This is a genomic window from Amycolatopsis pretoriensis, from assembly GCF_900107925.1.
Lineage (GTDB): Bacteria > Actinomycetota > Actinomycetes > Mycobacteriales > Pseudonocardiaceae > Amycolatopsis > Amycolatopsis pretoriensis.
The window spans coordinates 69858-86171 of record NZ_FNUJ01000006.1 but is presented as its reverse complement, the minus strand read 5'-3'; the positions used below and the strand labels follow the sequence as shown (position 1 = coordinate 86171).

The window sequence follows — 16314 nt, the reverse complement described above, 5'->3', positions numbered from 1 at the left end:
TCCCGCCGGGTTCTCGTCACTGCTAAGTTCCGGATCATGACCCACCGTGAGGACGACGAACGCGTCACGGCCCTGGCCCTGTCCGCCGGGCGGGGTGACCGGCGCGCGCTGGAGGAGTGGGTCCGCGCCACCCAGGCCGACGTCTGGCGCTTCCTCGCCCACCTCACCGACACCGCCGCGGCCGACGACCTGACGCAGGAGACCTACCTCCGCGCCTTCGGCAGTCTCCGCCGCTTCGCCGGCCGCTCGTCGTCGCGGACGTGGCTGTTGTCCATCGCGCGCCGGGTGGTCGTCGACCAGATCCGGGCCGCCGGTGCCCGGCCCAAGATCGCCGACACCGACTGGGAAGCCGCCGCCGAGCGCACCCGCGATCCCGCGGCCGGCTTCGAGGAGCTCGTCGAGCTGGGCCTGCTGCTCGACGACCTGGAGCCGGAGCGGCGCGAGGTCCTCGTCCTGACCCAGGTCCTCGGCCTGTCCTACGCCGAGGCCGCCGACGTCTGCGGCTGCCCGGTCGGCACCGTCCGCTCGCGGGTCGCCCGCGCCCGCGACGACCTGATCCAGGCCCGCCGAGCCCGCGGTACCGGCTAGCGGACGCCCGGCCCGTAGCGGCGCGCCATGCCGACGAGCCACTCCCGGCCCACCGGGTTGGCCGTGTGGACCCGCACTTCCGGTGGCCAGCGGTCGTTTTCGCACAGCCACAGCACGACCGGGCGGGTCGTGTCGTCGCCGCCCAGGTCGTGGTCGAGCGAGATCGCCGTGAACTCCCCGCCGGCGAGCAGCTCGATCGCCGCCGCGCTCGTCTTCGCCCACGTCCAGCCCGGCGGGGCCGGCCGCAGGTCGTCCACCCAGAGCCAGCTCGCGCCGGCGTCTTCCGACACTCCCGCCTCCCTATGACCAAAGCCAATCTGGTCAACGTCACGCCGGAGAAACGGCGGGACGCGCGTGGCGCCCCGCCGCCGGGTCTCAGGCGTCCGAGGACCGCTTCCAGAGGTTGATGTCCGCGTCGGTCGCGTGGCCGTCGATCTCCGTCAGCTCCTCGGAAGAGAAGTCGAGGTTGCCGAGCGCGCCGACGTTGTCCTCGAGCTGCTTGACGCTACTGGCGCCGATCAGCACCGACGTCACGCGGCTGTCGCGCAGCGCCCACGCGAGCGCCAGCTGCGCCAGCGACTGGCCGCGCCGGGCCGCGATGTCGTTGAGCGCGCGCACGCGGTTCAGGCGGTTCTCGTCGAGGGTGCCCGGGTCGAGCGACTTGCCCTGAGCGGCCCGCGAGTCCGCCGGAACGCCCTTCAGGTACTTGTCGGTCAGCAGTCCCTGCGCGAGCGGCGAGAACGCGATGCAGCCGGCACCCGCCTCCTCGAGGGTGTCGAGGAGCCCGTCCTCTTCGATCCAGCGGTTCAGCATCGAGTACGACGGCTGGTGGATCAGCAGCGGCGTGCCGAGCTCACGCAGCAGCCGCGCGGCCTCGGCGGTCCGCTCCGAGCTGTAGGACGAAATCCCGACGTAAAGCGCTTTCCCGGCGCGGACGGCGGCGTCGAGCGCCCCGACCGTCTCTTCCAGGGGCGTCTCGGGGTCGAAGCGGTGGGAATAGAAGATGTCGACATAGTCCAGGCCCATGCGGCCCAGCGACTGGTCCAGTGAGGACAGCAGGTACTTGCGCGAACCCCACTCGCCGTACGGGCCGGGCCACATGTCGTAGCCGGCCTTGGTCGAGATCACCAGCTCGTCGCGGTAGGGCTTGAAGTCGGTGGCCAGCAGCCGCCCGAAGTTCTCCTCCGCCGAGCCGTAGGGCGGGCCGTAGTTGTTGGCCAGGTCGAAGTGCGTGATGCCGAGGTCGAACGCGCGGCGGGTGATGTCGCGCTGGGTCTGCAGCGGCTTGTCGTGGCCGAAGTTGTGCCACAGCCCGAGCGAGATCGCGGGCAGCTTGAGCCCGGAACGCCCGGTGCGGCGGTAGGGGATCGATTCGTATCGGCCGGGAGCGGCAACGTAGGTCACGCGGCCGATGCTAGCCCGATCGTCGGGTACGCTCCTGGTGAGCGATCGCTTAGGAGGCACGTGGTGGGCACCGGATTCTTCACCTCCGTCGACGACGTGTCGGCCAAGCTGGCCGAAGCCGGCTACCTGGCGTCGACGGCCGTGGCGACCACGGTGTTCCTCGCCGACCGGCTCGGCAAGCCGCTGCTCGTCGAGGGCCCCGCCGGCGTCGGCAAGACCGAGCTCGCCAAGGCAGTCGCGCAGGTGAGCGGCTCGCGGCTGGTGCGCCTGCAGTGCTACGAGGGCATCGACGAGGCCCGCGCACTTTACGAGTGGAACCACGCGAAGCAGCTGCTGCGGATCACCGCCGGCCGCGACGAGACGTGGGAGCAAGCCCGCACCGACATCTTCGGCGAGGAGTTCCTGCTGCGCCGCCCGCTGCTGACGGCGATCTCGTCGGACGAGCCGACCGTGCTGCTCATCGACGAGACCGACAAGGCGGACATGGAGGTCGAGGGCCTGCTGCTGGAGGTGCTCGGCGACTTCCAGGTGACCGTGCCGGAGCTGGGCACGATCACCGCCACGCGCGCGCCGTTCGCCGTGCTGACCTCCAACGCGACGCGCGAGCTGTCCGAGGCCCTGCGCCGCCGGTGCCTGTTCCTGCACATCGACTTCCCGGACGAAGAGCTGGAGCGCGACATCATCCGGCTCAAGGTCCCGGGCATCGACGCCGCGCTCGCCGATTCCGTCGTCCGGGTGATCGCCGCGCTGCGGGCGATGGACCTGCGCAAGCTGCCGTCGGTCGCCGAGACCATCGACTGGGCGCGCACGCTGCTCGCGCTCGGCGCGTCGACGTTGGACGAGCAGGTCGTGCGGGAAAGCCTCGGCGTCGTCCTCAAGCACCAGGACGACATCGCCAAGGCCGGCGCCGGCCTGAAGCTCGAACAGGTCCTGGACGCGTCGTGACCGGCGGCGTGCCCGAGCGGCTCGCGTCGTTCGTGCGGGCCCTGCGGGCCCAGGGCATTCCGGCCGGCCCTGCCGAAACCGTCGACGCCGCGGCCGCGCTGGAGGTCCTCGGCATGGACGACCGTTCGCTGGTCCGCGAAGGGCTGGCCGCGGCGCTGGTCCGGCGCGGCGGGCAGCGCGCGGTCTTCGACGCCGCGTTCGACCTGTACTTCCCGGCCGGGATCGGCACGCCCGAGCGGGCCCGCGAAGACCGGCCTTCGACCCTGGACGAGCTGCGTGCGGAACTCGCGACGGCGCTGGCCGACGGCGACCAGCAGGCGCTGGCCCAGCTCGCCGGGCTGGCCGTCGAGATGCTGGGCCAGTACGGCTCGTCGTCGGGTCCGGGTGGCGGGTTCTCGGCCCACCAGACGCTGGAGCGGCTCCAGCCGCAGACGCTCATCGCTCGCGTGCTGGCCGCGGTCCGCGGTGGCGGCGCGCGCGGCGAGTTCACCGACCGGCTCGACCGCGACGAGATCCGCCGTCGCGTCGAAGGCTTCCGCGGCCAGGTCCGCACCGAGGCGCGCCGCCGGGCCGCCGAGGTCCGCGGCCGCGAGCGCGTCGCCAAGCACGCGATCGCGCCCGCACCCGACCGCGTCGACTTCCTGATCGCCAGCCGAAACCAGCTTGCCGAGCTGCGGCGCACGATCCAGCCGCTGTCCCGCAAGCTCGCGACGCGCCTCGCCGCCCGGCGCAAGCGCACCACGCGCGGGCAGATCGACCTGCGCCGCACGCTGCGGCGGTCGCTCTCGACCGGCGGCGTGCCGCTGCGCCCGGCCTACCGCCACCGGCGGCCCGGCCGGCCGGAGATCGTGCTGCTGTGCGACCTCTCCGGGTCCGTGGCAGGGTTCGCGAACTTCACGATGCTGCTGGTCCAGGCGCTGCGCGACCAGTTCAGCAAGATCCGCGTGTTCGCGTTCGTGGACAGCGCCGACGAGGTCACCCACCTGGTCACCACCGGTGTCGCGGATCCCGAACACCTGGGCGCGCGCATGCTGTCCGAAGCGGCGCTGGTGCGCTGGGACGGCCACAGCGACTACGGCGGCTCACTGCGCCAGTTCACCGCGAACTGGCTCGACGCGGTCGGCCCGCGCACGTCGGTGCTGATCCTCGGCGACGCCCGCACCAACGGCGGCGACCCGAACCTCGACGCGGTCCGCGAGATCAAGGCCCGCGCCCGGCACGTCTACTGGCTGAACCCGGAGCGGCGGTCGCTGTGGTCGACCGGCGACTCGGCGGCGCTGGAGTACGCCGAAGTCGTCGAGATGCACGAGTGCCGCACGGTGCACCAGCTCGGCACGCTGGTCACCCGCCTGCTGCCGGTGTGAGCCAGGCGTCGATGTCCCGCAGCATCCGCTGCTTCGTCGATTCGGGCGCGAAGGACGCCGTGACGCTCGCCCGCGCGAAGTCCGCCATCGCGGTGTCGTCGTAACCGAAGGCGTCGCGGACGCGCGCGTACTCCTCGGCCAGGTTCGCGCCGGTGACCGACGGGACGTCGGTGTTGAGCGTGACCGTCAGCCCGGCCCCGACCAGCCGGGGGAGCGGGTGCTCGGGCAGCGACGGGACCAGCCCGAGCGTCACGTTCGACGACGGGCAGACCTCCAAGGCCAGTCCTCGTTCGCGTACCTCGGCGACGAGCGACGGGTCGTCGAGGACGCGGATGCCGTGGCCGAGCCGCTCGGTGCGGCCGACTTCGAGGGCTTCGCGGATGCTGTCCGGGCCGGCGTCCTCGCCGGTGTGGTGCAGCAGGTGGAGGCCGGCCGCGCGGGCCCGGTCGAAGACCGTCGCGAAAGGACGGAGGGAGTGGTTTTCCTCGCCCGCCATGCCGATCGCGAAGACTTCGTCGTACTTCAGCGCGAGGTCGAGGGTGCGCTCGGCGCGGTCGACCGGCCGGCGTCGCGAATGGTCCAGCAGGAGCCGGGTTTCGAGTCCGGACAGTCCCTTGAGGACGGACTCCAGGGGCATTTCGAGGTCGCCCAGCCGTTCCCCGTGCGAGGCCGCGGTGAACGTGACTTCGGCGTAGCGCGTTCCTTGGGCGAGCTCGTCTTCGCAGTACTCGCGGGCGATGCGCTCGAAGTCCTCGGGATGCTGGAGACAGGCTCGGATGAGCGCGTTGTAGTCGGCGAACGCGCGAAAACCGTCGAACTGCGGCGGTTCGGCGGGGACGGCGACGCCGTTCGCCTCGCCGAGTTCACGGAGTGTGCCCGGCCGGATCGTGCTTTCCAGGTGGACGTGCAGGTGGGCCTTCGGCAGGGCCGCCAGGTCGCGCATGGACCCGACCCTAGAGGCCGCCGGGCGCCGCTCGCGCGGCAATTTTGTTTGGCTCCCGTCACACGGGGAACCTCCGGGTGGTTCGTCCGCGTTGTCAGGATGACCGCACACCGACGAGGGAGACGACCATGGCTTTCCTGCGCAAGCTCACCGTGCTGGCCGGCGCGGCCGGCGCCGCCCGCGCGTACGCCAAGAAGAACCCCGAAAAGGTGAACGGGGCCGTCGGCAAGGCGGCCAAGTTCGTCGACGACAAGACCAAGGGCAAGTACCACGAGCAGATCGCCGGCGCGGTCCGCAAGGTCAACTCGGTGACCGGGCCGGACGGGCGCCCGGGCCCGGCCGCCCGGTAGGTCACTCCGCCGTCAGCACCTCGAGCACGCCTTCGCCGTACTTGGCGAGCTTGTTCTCGCCGACACCGCTGACCGTGCCCAGGTCGGCCAGTGACGACGGCCGTTGCGTGGCGATCTGGCGCAAGGTCGCGTCGTGGAAGATGACGTACGCGGGCACGCCCTGTTCCTTCGCGACACCGGCCCGCCAAGCACGCAGGCGCTCGAACAGCGGGGCCGCCTCCGCCGGCATGTCCGCCGCGGGGGCGGCCTTGCGCGCGCTGCGGACCCGGGCAGCCGCGGCGCGCTCGGGCTCACGGCGCAGCAGTACTTCGCGGCCGCCGCCCAGCACCTCGGCGCTGGCTTCGGTGAGCACCAGCGAGCCGTAGTCGCCTTCGACGGCCAGCAGGCCCTGGGCCAGCAGCTGTCGGACCACCGCGCGCCACTCCGGCTCGCGCAGTTCGGTGCCGATGCCGAACGTCTTGAGCGTGTCGTGCTGGAACTGCGTGACCTTCGGCGTGGACTTGCCGAGCAGGATGTCGATCACCTGGCCGGCGCCGAACTTCTGGCGCCGCTCGTTGCGCAGCCGCACGATCGTGGAGAGCAGCTTCTGCGCCGGGATCGTGCCGTTCCACTTCTCCGGCGGGCTCAAGCACGTGTCGCAGTTGCCGCAGGGCTCGGCTTGCTGCCCGAAGTAGTTGAGGATCTGCACGCGCCGGCACTCGACCGTCTCGCACAGCGCGAGCATCGCGTTCAGGTGCGCGCCGAGCCGGCGCCGGTGCGCCTCGTCGCCCTCGGACGTGTCGATCATCTTGCGCTGCTGCACGACGTCCTGCAGCCCGTACGCGAGCCACGCGGTGGACGGCAGCCCGTCCCGCCCCGCGCGTCCCGTTTCCTGGTAGTAGCCCTCGACGGACTTCGGCAGGTCGAGGTGCGCGACGAACCGGACGTCCGGCTTGTCGATGCCCATGCCGAACGCGATCGTGGCGACCACCGTCAGGCCGTCCTCCCGCAGGAACCGCGACTGGTGCTTCGCGCGCGTGCGCGCGTCGAGGCCCGCGTGGTAGGGCACCGCGGGAATTCCGTTCTGCACCAGGAACTCCGCGGTCTTCTCGACCGAGTTCCGGGACAGGCAGTAGACGATCCCGGCGTCCCCCTTGTGTTCGGTCTGCAGCAGTTCGAGCAGCTGCCGCTGCGGCGAGTTCTTGCCGACGATCCGGTACTGGATGTTCGGCCGGTCGAAGCTGGCGACGAAGTGGCGGGCTTCGTCGAGCTTCAGCCGCGCCGAGATCTCCTGGTGCGTCGCTTCGGTCGCCGTCGCGGTCAGCGCGATCCGCGGCACGTCCGGCCAGCGTTCGTGCAGCGACGACAGCGCCAGGTACTCCGGCCGGAAGTCGTGCCCCCACTGGGAGACGCAGTGCGCCTCGTCGATCGCGAACAAGGCGATCTTCCCGCGGTCGAACAGCCGCGCGGTGGACTCCATCGACAGCCGTTCCGGCGCCAGGTAGAGCAGGTCGAGCTCACCGGCGAGGAACGCCGCCTCCGTCTCCTGCCGGGCCGCGTAGTCCTGCGTGGAGTTCAGGAACCCGGCGCGGACCCCGGCGTTGCGCAGCGCGTCGACCTGGTCCTGCATCAGCGCGATCAGCGGCGAGACGACCACGCCCACGCCGGGCCGCACCAGCGCGGGGATCTGGTAGCACAACGACTTCCCGCCACCGGTGGGCATCAGCACGAGCGCGTCGCCGCCGGCGACCACGTGCTCGACGATCGCCGCCTGGTCGCCGCGGAAGCTGTCGTAGCCGAACACGCGCTGGAGGGTCTCCAGCGCGTCGGACACGGTCGCGAGGTCGGTGTCTGCCACCCGGCCGACTATAGAGCGGGGGTCCGACAGTTCCGGCCCGGCCCGCCGCGGGGTGGCACACTGGGCACGTGGAGTACTGGCCGGTTCCCGATCTCGCCGCGCATTTCGCGGGCGAGTGGCGGTTCGACCGGGAAATCCGCACCGCCGAAGGCGATCCGGCCGGGGACGTCACCGGCACCGCCGTCTTCTCCGAGGAGGACGGCGTCCTCGTCTACCGCGAAGCCGGCGAACTGCGGCTCGGCGGGTACACCGGCCCGGTCACCCGCGAGCTGCACTACCGGCCCACCGCGCCCGGCCGTGCCGACGTGCACTTCGACCACGGCGGGTTCTTCCACGCCGTCGACCTGCGTGCCGGGCACTGGGACGCGGACCACCCCTGCCGCGACGACTTCTACCGCGGGAGCTACCGCGTGCTCGACGCGCGCCGCTGGCGGCAGGAGTGGGCGGTCCGCGGGCCGGCGAAGGACCACGTGATCGTCACCCGGTTCCGCCGGCCGCCGGGCTGAGCAGGTCGGCCAGGTCGATCCGGCGCAGGAACTCGCTCCGGATCCGGTCGCCGACCTCGGCGACCAGCCACCCGCCGTCGTCGGCCGGGTCGACGTGCACCCGGAACGGCCGTCTCCCCTTGGGCAGGTCGACCACCCGGGCCAGCTCGTCGGCGACGACGGCGACGTCCGCGTCCGCCGGGGTGATCTCGGCCAGCTTCGCCGCGACGTGGTCGGTCAGGCCCGCGTAGCGCTCTTCGTAGGCCTTCGCGACAGCCTCGTCGGCCGGGTGTCCCGAGTTCGGGAAGTGGTTGGTGCCCGCGGTGAAGGCGCCCGGCACGACGATCGTGGTGTCGATCCCGAAGCGCGCCACCTCGGCGGCGTAGCTGACCGCGAGGCTGTCCATCGCGGCCTTCGCCGCGAAGTAGGGCGCCAGGTAGGGCGGGGTGCCGCCGCGGACGCTGCTGCTCGACACCCACACCAGCAGCCCGTCGCCCTGGGCGCGCAGGTGGGGGAGCGCGGCGCGGTTGACGCGCTGGGTGCCGATCGCGTTGGTGTCGTAGAGCTGCGCGAGCTGCTCCGGCGTGAACGCCTCGGCCGGGCCGAGCACCATGTGTCCGGCGTTGTGCACGACGACGTCCAGCCGGCCCTGCTCGGCCACGATCCGCTCGATGGCGGCGTCCGCCGAGTCCTGACTGGCGACGTCGAGGTCGACGCTCCGCAGGTCGACGCCGTGTTCCTTCGCGTACGCGGCGGCGGCTTCGACCTGGGGCGCGTTGCGGCCGGTGGTGGCGCGCATGCCCGCGTAGACGGTGTGCCCGGCGCGGGCCAGCGCCCGGGCGGAGAGGGCGCCGATCCCGCTGGAGGCGCCGGTGACGACGATGATCATGGCCGTCCCCCTCAGACGATTCCGCCGTTGGCGCGCAGCACCTGGCCGTTGACCCAGCGGGCCGGACCGGCGAGGAACGCGACGACCTCGGCGATGTCCTCCGGCTTGCCGAGCCGCTCCAGCGGCGGCTGCTTGGCCATCCGGTCGATGGTCTCCTCGTCCTTGCCGTCGAGGAACAGTGCGGTCGCCGTCGGGCCGGGTGCGACCGTGTTGACGGTGATGTCGCGGCCGCGCAGCTCGCGCGCCAGGATCATGGTGATCGCCTCGACCGCACCCTTGGTGGCGTTGTAGATGCCGTAACCGGGCAGGTTCAGGCCGAGCACCGAGGTCGACGTCGTGATGACCGCGCCGCCGTCGCGCACCCGCTTCGCGGCCTGCTGGGCGACCGCGAAGGTGCCGCGGATGTTGGTGCGGTGCACCCGGTCGAGGACCTCGAAGTCGGTGTCGGCGATCGGCGTCGGCGCGTTCATCACGCCGGCCAGGTGGGCGACGACGTCGACGCCGCCGTAGGTGGCCTCCGCGGTGTCGAACAGCTCCGCGACCTGGGCGGGTTCGGCGACGTCGGCGCGGACGGCGATCGCCTGGCCACCGCGACCGGTGATGGCGTCGACGGCGGCCTGGGCCTCCTTCTCGTTGCCGGCGTAGTTGACGACGACGGCCATGCCGTCGGCGGCCAGGCGCTCGGCGACCTGGCGGCCGATGCCGCGGGAGCCGCCGGTGACGATCGCGACGCGGGGTGTGGTGGTGCTCATCGGTGCCCTTCTTCCTGCTCCATAACGCTGATTCCGCCTTGCTGTTATCGACGATAGCACTCTCGGGGTAACGTCGCTAGTCATTCTTTGTTATCGTCGTTACACCGCCGGTCGACCTCGGCATCCGGCGGTATCCACGCGGCCGGTCGGCCGAATCGCGGATGAACACGGTTTTCGGCTCCCGGGTAGCGGGCAACCCGGTCGCGTCGGGGGCGACATCCGTGAAGGAGTTTGCGCAATGCCCACATGGCTGATCGTCGTGATCGTCGTCGTGGCCGTCGCGGTGCTCGGCGCCGTGATTTGGCTTGTGACGCAAGAGATGCAGCGGAAGCGGCTGCAGCAGAGGTTCGGCCCGGAGTACGAGCGGGTCGTCAAGGAGAGTGACAACCCCCGTGCGGCGCAACGGGAACTCGCCGAGCGCGAGCGCCGGCACAAGGAGCTCGACATCCGCCCGCTGTCGGCGTCGGCGCGCGAGCGCTACGCCCGGGAATGGGCGCAGGTGCAGGAAAAGTTCGTCGACCAGCCGACCGAAGCGGTCAGCGAAGCCGACCGGCTCCTCGTGGCGCTGATGGGTGAACGCGGGTACCCGACCGAGGGCTACGAGCAGCAGGTGAACGACCTTTCGGTGCGGCACGCGAAGACGCTGGAGCACTACCGCGCCGCGCACACCACGCAGCAGAAGCGGGACGGGGCGTCCACTGAGGACCTGCGCGACGCGATGGTGCGCTACCGCACGGTCTTCGAGGACTTGCTGACCGACGGTGCCGACGACGAGCACCACGACCGGGACCGCGACCACGATCGGGACCGCGACCACGACCAGGACCACCACGACCGCCGGAACGGTCACGACCACGACGTCGCCGACCGGCGCGACACCGTCAAGGAAGAACACCAGGCGTCCGCGCAGCCGCGGACCGAGTGGAACGGAGGACGCTGACCATGACCGAGCACCTGACGCGGCACGGCACCGACCACGACGACGACTTCGCCCGCGACGACGCCCGTGACGGCACCGCGGACGTCCCCGACCAGGAGCGGACCGAGTTCCGCGAGGCGGGCACCGACGTGGACCGCGGCACCGACCTGGACCGCGGCACCGACACGGACCGCGGGACCGGCGTGGACCACGGCACCGACCAGAACCTGAGCACCGCCGACCTGGCTTCCGCTTCGGCGGGACCGGACACCGCCGGCACCGCCGCGGCGACCACCCCGGCGCAGTCGGGCGGCGACGTGGAGACCCCGCCGCTCATCGACGAGGACAAGGTCACCGGGTTCCGCGACCGCTGGCAGAACGTGCAGACCGGCTTCGTCGACGACCCGAAGCAGGCCGTGCAGCAGGCGGACGAGCTCGTCGCCGCCGTGATCAGCGCGCTGGCCACGACGTTCGCCGAGCACAAGGGCGACCTGGAAGCCCAGTGGCAGCAAGGGGAACCGGCCACCGAGGAACTGCGGATCGCGCTGCGCCGCTACCGCTCGTTCTTCGACCAGCTGCTGCCGCGCTAGGTTCGGCTCCGCTAGCGGGACCCGTTTGCCGGCGGGCATGATCGGGTAGCACGCCGGTGAACGGGTTCAGCAACGGGAGGCAGCCGATGAACGTGGCCGATCTGCTCGTCGACGGGTTCGGCCGGGTCCGGGAGAACGTGCACGCGGCGGTGGAAGGGCTCACCGCCGAGCAGCTCCGGACCCGGCTCGACGACGAGGCCAACTCGATCGCCTGGCTGGTGTGGCACCTGACCCGGGTCCAGGACGACCACGTCGCGGACGTGGCCGGGACCGAGCAGGTGTGGACCGGCCAGGACTGGCTTTCGCGCTTCGGCCTCCCGTTCCCCGCGGGCGACACCGGCTACGGGCACCGCCCGGCCGACGTCGAGGCGGTCCGGGTCGACGATCCCGTGTTGCTCACCGGCTACTACGACGCCGTGCACGACCAGACCGTCCGGTACCTCGAAAACGTCGACGACACGGCACTCGACCGGGTCGTCGACGAGGCGTGGGACCCGCCGGTGACCCTCGGCGTGCGGCTGGTGAGCGTCCTCGACGACGACATCCAGCACGCCGGGCAGGCGATGTTCGTCCGCGGCGTGCTGGAGCGCCGCTAGTCCTCGTAGCCGTCGCCGCGGTGGTCGGCGAGGCGCTGCGGGCCGGGCCCGTCGGCGCCGAGCTGGTCGCCCGGGTTGGCGAGCCGGCACTTGGCCAGCGACATGCACCCGCAGCCGATGCAGTCGGTGAGCTGGTCGCGCAGCTGTTCCATCTGGCGGATCCGCGCGGTGAGATCTTCCTGCCAGCACTTGGAGATCCGCGCCCAGTCGGCCCGGGTCGGCGTGCGGTCGTCGGGCAGGAGCGCGAGCACCTCCCGGATCGCCGACAGCGGCATGCCGACCCGCTGCGACATCCGGATGAAGGTCACCCGCCGTAGCGCGTCGCGACAGTAACGACGCTGGTTGCCGGCGGTGCGGCGGCTGCGGATGAGGCCTTCGTCCTCGTAGAACCGCAGGGCCGACGCGGGCACCCCGCTGCGCCGCGAGAGTTCGCCGACGCTCAGGTCGGGCAGCGTCCGGGCTGTGGCGTTCACCATGCTTCCCAGCCAACCACAGGCGCGTGCTTGACTTCAAGCGAGCTTGAAGTCTGATCCTGGCCCGGACGGCAACAACGCCGCTGTGCCAAGGAGGAAGTGTGCGCGAAGCACCCGTGCGGGTCGCGGTGATCGTGGGAAGTGTCCGGGAAGGACGGTTCGGCCCGGTGGTCGCGGACTGGCTGGCCGGCGTCGCGGGCGAGCACGGCGGGTTCACCGTCGACGTGGTCGACCTGGCCGAACCCGACCTGCCGATGGTGCTGCCGGCCTTCGGCGCGACGCCACCCCCGGCGGTCGTCGCCGAGGTGGCGAAGGTGACGCCGCGGCTGGCAGCGGCCGACGCGTTCGTCGTGGTCACCCCGGAGTACAACCACAGCTACCCGGCCTCGCTGAAGAACGCGATCGACTGGCACCGCACGGAGTGGGCGGCCAAGCCGGTCGCGTTCGTTTCGTACGGCGGGATGTCGGGCGGCCTGCGCGCGGTCGAGCACCTGCGGGCGGTCTTCGCCGAGCTCCACGCGGTCACGATCCGCGAGACGGTCAGCTTCCACGGCGCCCGCACGCGCTTCGGCCCGGACGGCACCCCGACCGACGAAGCCGCGGCAACCGCGGCGAAGGCGATGCTCGACCAGCTGGACTGGTGGGCGCGGTCGCTGCTGGCGGCGCGGGAGGTCCGGCCGTACCCCGGAGCTTGACTTCACGTGCACTTGAAGGCCGACGATGGCGGGCATGAGTTCCGAGCTGCTGGCTCGCCTCGACCTGGTGGATGGATTGCCGGGAGCGGGGGAGCTGCGCGAAGCGACGTACGAGCTGTTGCGCTGCGGCCCGGGTGACCGGGTGCTGGACGTCGGCTGCGGCGGGGGCCGGGCGGTCGCGGAGCTGTGCGCCCGCGGGGTGCGTGCGGTGGGCGCGGATCTCGACCCGCGGATGCTCGCCGCGGCCCGGACACGCGGGTCGGCTGCGCCGGCGGAGTTCGTCGAAGCCGATGTGCTCCGGCTGCCGTTCGCCGACGGCGAGTTCCGCGGCTACCGCGCCGACAAAGTGCTGCACGAACTCGCCGATCCGGCGGCCGCCGTCGCGGAAGCCCGGCGAGTGCTGGCGCCCGGCGGCCGGATCGTGCTGTGCGGGCAGGACTGGGACACGATCGTCCTCGACTCGGACTCCCCGGCGCTGACCCGCGCGATCGTCCACGCCCGCGCCGACACCATCGCCGGCCCCCGGGCGGCCCGGCAGTACCGGACCCTGCTCGTCGACGCCGGGTTCACCGAGGTCGCCGTCGAAGTCCGGACGGTCGTCGACACCGACGGCGGCTTCCGGCCCCTGCTCGACGGCCTCGCCGCCGCGGCCCGGGAAGCCGGTGTCGCGACGGACGCCCAGCTCGAAGCCTGGCTGGGGGAGCAGTCCGCGCGCGCCGGCGCCGGCCGGTTCTTCCTGGCCGTCCCGATCTTCGTCGCCTCGGCGACCGTGCGTCCACAGTAGACAGCGGTCAGGACGCCTGGCACGCCTGGTAGGGCAGCTGGACGTCCGGCCCGGAGACGGCGATCGTGCCCTCGGCCGGGTACCGGCCCTCGGCCGCCAGCGCCGCGAACGCCGTGCAGACCAGCTGGTTGACCCCGAGCGCGCCGACGGGCTTCAGCGGGAACGAAACAGTGATCGTCGCGGGCGTCCCGGGCGCCAGCCCGATCGATCCGGCCCGGCGTGGCAGGTCGGTCAGGTACCCGTCGGACCGCTCGGCTTCGGTCGGTCCGTCCAGCAGCGTCGACAAGGCCGCTTCGGCGTCCCTCCCGTCGACGATCGGGCGCGTCACCGGGGCCGTCCGTCCGTCGAGGACGAAGTAGAGCACCATTTCGGCGTCGCGGCCCGGGTTGCCGGGGTTGCGCAGCGTCGGCGCCGGTCCGGCCGGGACGACCCCGGTCGGCTTGACGCCGCACGCGCTCACCAGCAGCACCACGGCCAGGACGAGGAGCTTCTTCACCGCGCCTCCCCGAACCGGGCTTCGCGGGGCAGGCGCAGCTCGAACCGAGCGCCGGTACCGGTGTTGGCCGCGACGACGTCGCCGCCGTGCAGCCGCGCGTTCTCGCGCGCGATGGACAGCCCGAGGCCGCTGCCCTCCGACCGCGCCCGGGACGTGTCCGCCTTGGCGAAGCGGTCGAAGACCCGGGGCAGCACCTCGGCCGGGATGCCCGGCCCGTGGTCGGTGACGGTCAGCACGACGGCACCCCCGTCGGCCCGCAGCACCACCTCGACCGGCGGCGCGCCGTGCCGCAGCGCGTTGCCGACGAGGTTCGCCACGACGATGTCCAGCCGCCGCCGGTCGAGCGCGGCCGTGATCCCCGGCGGCAGGTCGGCGACGACGGTGGAGTTTTCGGAGTCTTCGGAGCCGGGTGCCCAGCCGCGTGCGGTGAGGCTGTCGGTGACCGCGGCGGCGACGTCCAGCTCCTCCCGGCGGAGCTCGGCCCGCCCGGCGTCGAACCGCGAGATCTCGATCAGGTCCTGCACGAGCCGCGTCAGCCGTTTCGTCTCCGCCGAGACCAGCCGCGCGGCCACCGCGGTGTCCGCCGGCAGCTGGCCCGCGTCCTCGTCGAGGACGTCGGTGACCGCGTTCATCGCCGCCAGCGGCGTCCGCAGCTCGTGCGAGACGTCGGCGACGAACCGCCGCGCGTCGGCCTCCATCGCGCGCAGCGTGCCGACCGTGCGCTCCAGCTCCGCCGCGGTGTTGTTGAACGTCGTGACCAGCTGCGCGAGCTCGTCGGAGCCCTTGACGTGCAGCCGCACGTCGAGCCGGCCGCGGCCGAGCTGGTCCGCCGCGGTGTTCAGCGCGCGCACCGGCCGCAGCACCTGCCGGGCCGCCAGCAGCGCCACCGCCACCGCGAACGGGAGCGCGAGCGCGGCCGTCTGCCACGCCGTCCGGGAGAGGTCCTCGATCGCGGCCTGCTGCTGGCCCAGCGGCGTCCCCGCGTAGACCTCGAGGCCGCTCGTCCGGCCCGACCCGGTCTGCACCGGGATCCCGACGAAGAACATCGGGAAGCCCTGGGTGTCGACCCGCTGGAACTGGATGTTCGTGCTGGTCGCCACGGCCTCGCGCAGCGCCCCGGGCACGTCCTGCGGCGCCATGCCCGACGACGAGTGCAGGTCGTGGTAGACGACCAGCGCGCCGCTGGGCTTGAGCGCGGCCGCGAACGCGTCGAGCGTGGCCTGGGTCGGCGGCAGCGACACGGTCGGCAGGTACGCGACGATCTGGTCGCGCAGCTTCAGCATCGTCTGGTCCTGGATGCCCTCCAGGATGGCGTTGCGCGCGGACACGTAGCTCGCGCCGGCCGCGGCGGTGGCGCCGACGATCATGATGACCGCGAACGCGGCGACCAGCCGGGGCCGCAGCCCGGCGAGCCACGAGCGGATCCGCCGGATCACGAGCGGCCGAACCGGTAGCCGAACCCGCGGACCGTCTGCACGTACTCCGGCTTCGCCGGCACGTCTTCGATCTTCGCGCGCAGCCGCTGCACGCACGCGTCGACCAGCCGCGAGTCCCCGAGGTAGTCGTGGTCCCAGACGGCGGAGAGGATCTGCTGACGGCTGTACACCTGCCCGGGCGTGCGCGAGAGCTCCAGCAGCAGCTTCAGCTCGGTCGGGGTCAGCGACACGGCGGCGCCGCGCTTGGTCACCTCGAGCCCGGCCCGGTCGATCACCAGGTCGCCGTGGCGCTCCTCGGGTTCCGGCGGCTCGCCCGGCCGCTCGGCGACGCCCCGCCGCAGCACGGCCCGGATCCGCGCGTCCAGCACCCGGGGCTCGACCGGTTTGGCGACGTAGTCGTCCGCGCCCGCTTCGAGCCCGGCCACGACGTCGAAGTCGTCGCTGCGCGCGGTGAGCATGATGATCGGGATCGGCCCGGACGCCCGCATCCGGCGGCAGGTCTCGAAGCCGTCCATGCCGGGCAGCATGAGGTCGAGTACCACGATGTCGGGCCGGTGCCGCACCAGCACCTCGATGCCGAGCTCACCCGATTCGGCGGTGTGCACCACGTGCCCCTGCCGGCGCAGGGCCAGCTGCAGTCCTTCCCGCACCGCCGCGTCGTCTTCTACCACCAGTACCTCGGCCACGGCGCCATTATTCGGAAAAGCGCACGTCGTGGCGACCCGGGCGGATCTTGTAGCAAAACCATGACATCGCGCTGACGGGATC

20 protein-coding genes are annotated in these 16314 nt (G+C 72.2%); 10 read left to right on the top strand and 10 right to left on the bottom strand.

Annotated features, from left to right (window positions below):
* Positions 1-36 precede the first annotated feature (36 nt).
* On the top strand, positions 37-588 hold the full coding sequence (gene sigC / locus BLV96_RS26355; RefSeq protein ID WP_086672887.1) for an RNA polymerase sigma factor SigC: 552 nt from the start codon (positions 37-39) through the stop codon (positions 586-588).
* Here the strand turns inward: sigC and BLV96_RS26350 are convergent.
* On the bottom strand, positions 585-878 hold the full coding sequence (locus tag BLV96_RS26350) for a cyclic-phosphate processing receiver domain-containing protein (RefSeq protein WP_086672885.1): 294 nt from the start codon (positions 876-878) through the stop codon (positions 585-587). The two genes, sigC and BLV96_RS26350, sit on opposite strands and share 4 nt — an antisense overlap.
* An 85-nt stretch (positions 879-963) precedes the next feature.
* Complete coding sequence (mgrA, locus tag BLV96_RS26345; protein ID WP_086672883.1) at positions 964-1992, bottom strand: L-glyceraldehyde 3-phosphate reductase; 1029 nt, start codon at positions 1990-1992, stop codon at positions 964-966.
* Positions 1993-2055: 63 nt separating this feature from the next.
* On the opposite strand from mgrA, the gene BLV96_RS26340 reads away from it, so the two are divergent.
* Positions 2056-2937: an AAA family ATPase gene (locus BLV96_RS26340; protein WP_086672880.1), complete on the top strand. Its 882-nt coding sequence runs from the start codon at positions 2056-2058 to the stop codon at positions 2935-2937.
* Positions 2934-4301 (top strand): vWA domain-containing protein, encoded by a 1368-nt coding sequence (locus BLV96_RS26335; protein ID WP_086672878.1) that lies wholly within the window; start codon positions 2934-2936, stop codon positions 4299-4301. Before BLV96_RS26340 ends, BLV96_RS26335 begins: the two co-directional genes overlap by 4 nt.
* Here BLV96_RS26335 and add read toward each other — a convergent pair.
* The gene (add, locus tag BLV96_RS26330; RefSeq protein WP_086672876.1) at positions 4279-5244 is read right to left on the bottom strand and encodes an adenosine deaminase; all 966 of its coding nucleotides are present in this window, start codon (positions 5242-5244) and stop codon (positions 4279-4281) included. The genes BLV96_RS26335 and add overlap by 23 nt on opposite strands.
* 128 nt (positions 5245-5372) lie before the next feature.
* Between add and BLV96_RS26325 the strand changes: the two genes are divergently transcribed.
* Complete coding sequence (locus BLV96_RS26325) at positions 5373-5594, top strand: antitoxin (RefSeq protein WP_086672874.1); 222 nt, start codon at positions 5373-5375, stop codon at positions 5592-5594.
* A gap of 1 nt (position 5595) precedes the next feature.
* Here BLV96_RS26325 and recQ read toward each other — a convergent pair whose 3' ends face one another.
* Positions 5596-7431, bottom strand: coding sequence for a DNA helicase RecQ (gene recQ / locus BLV96_RS26320; RefSeq protein ID WP_086672872.1), 1836 nt, complete (start codon positions 7429-7431; stop codon positions 5596-5598).
* 68 nt (positions 7432-7499) lie between these two features.
* Here recQ and BLV96_RS26315 point away from each other — a divergent pair, with 68 nt between their 5' ends.
* Positions 7500-7937, top strand: coding sequence for a DUF6314 family protein (locus BLV96_RS26315; RefSeq protein ID WP_091389552.1), 438 nt, complete (start codon positions 7500-7502; stop codon positions 7935-7937).
* On the opposite strand, the gene BLV96_RS26310 is transcribed toward BLV96_RS26315, so the two are convergent.
* Entirely contained in the window at positions 7909-8805 is an 897-nt protein-coding gene (locus BLV96_RS26310; RefSeq protein ID WP_091389548.1) for an SDR family NAD(P)-dependent oxidoreductase, read from the bottom strand. The two genes, BLV96_RS26315 and BLV96_RS26310, sit on opposite strands and share 29 nt — an antisense overlap.
* Before the next feature lie 11 nt (positions 8806-8816).
* Positions 8817-9557, bottom strand: coding sequence for an SDR family oxidoreductase (locus BLV96_RS26305; RefSeq protein WP_086673315.1), 741 nt, complete (start codon positions 9555-9557; stop codon positions 8817-8819).
* A gap of 238 nt (positions 9558-9795) precedes the next feature.
* Between BLV96_RS26305 and BLV96_RS26300 the strand changes: the two genes are divergently transcribed.
* The 3 genes from BLV96_RS26300 (at position 9796) to BLV96_RS26290 (ending at position 11662) form a co-directional block, all read left to right on the top strand.
* On the top strand, positions 9796-10497 hold the full coding sequence (locus BLV96_RS26300; protein ID WP_086673317.1) for a hypothetical protein: 702 nt from the start codon (positions 9796-9798) through the stop codon (positions 10495-10497).
* A 2-nt stretch (positions 10498-10499) separates the two neighbouring features.
* A complete protein-coding gene (locus BLV96_RS26295) occupies positions 10500-11066 on the top strand; it encodes a hypothetical protein (protein WP_091389545.1) in 567 nt (188 codons plus the stop codon).
* 86 nt (positions 11067-11152) lie between these two features.
* Positions 11153-11662 (top strand): mycothiol transferase, encoded by a 510-nt coding sequence (locus BLV96_RS26290; protein ID WP_086673318.1) that lies wholly within the window; start codon positions 11153-11155, stop codon positions 11660-11662.
* Here the strand turns inward: BLV96_RS26290 and soxR are convergent.
* Positions 11659-12138, bottom strand: coding sequence for a redox-sensitive transcriptional activator SoxR (soxR, locus tag BLV96_RS26285; protein WP_167379742.1), 480 nt, complete (start codon positions 12136-12138; stop codon positions 11659-11661). The two genes, BLV96_RS26290 and soxR, sit on opposite strands and share 4 nt — an antisense overlap.
* A 98-nt stretch (positions 12139-12236) precedes the next feature.
* Here soxR and BLV96_RS26280 point away from each other — a divergent pair, with 98 nt between their 5' ends.
* Together BLV96_RS26280 and BLV96_RS26275 are read left to right on the top strand one after the other, a co-directional pair.
* Positions 12237-12830, top strand: a complete 594-nt coding sequence (locus tag BLV96_RS26280) for an NADPH-dependent FMN reductase (protein WP_086673320.1) — start codon at positions 12237-12239, stop codon at positions 12828-12830.
* A gap of 34 nt (positions 12831-12864) precedes the next feature.
* On the top strand, positions 12865-13614 hold the full coding sequence (locus tag BLV96_RS26275; RefSeq protein WP_244180483.1) for a methyltransferase domain-containing protein: 750 nt from the start codon (positions 12865-12867) through the stop codon (positions 13612-13614).
* 7 nt (positions 13615-13621) lie between these two features.
* On the opposite strand, the gene BLV96_RS26270 is transcribed toward BLV96_RS26275, so the two are convergent.
* The 3 genes from BLV96_RS26270 to BLV96_RS26260 form a co-directional block, all read right to left on the bottom strand.
* Entirely contained in the window at positions 13622-14110 is a 489-nt protein-coding gene (locus tag BLV96_RS26270; RefSeq protein ID WP_086673324.1) for a hypothetical protein, read from the bottom strand.
* Positions 14107-15477 (bottom strand): ATP-binding protein, encoded by a 1371-nt coding sequence (locus BLV96_RS26265; RefSeq protein ID WP_425266199.1) that lies wholly within the window; start codon positions 15475-15477, stop codon positions 14107-14109. Before BLV96_RS26265 ends, BLV96_RS26270 begins: the two co-directional genes overlap by 4 nt.
* Positions 15478-15542: 65 nt before the next feature.
* Positions 15543-16232, bottom strand: a complete 690-nt coding sequence (locus tag BLV96_RS26260; RefSeq protein WP_086673327.1) for a response regulator transcription factor — start codon at positions 16230-16232, stop codon at positions 15543-15545.
* Positions 16233-16314 lie beyond the last annotated feature (82 nt).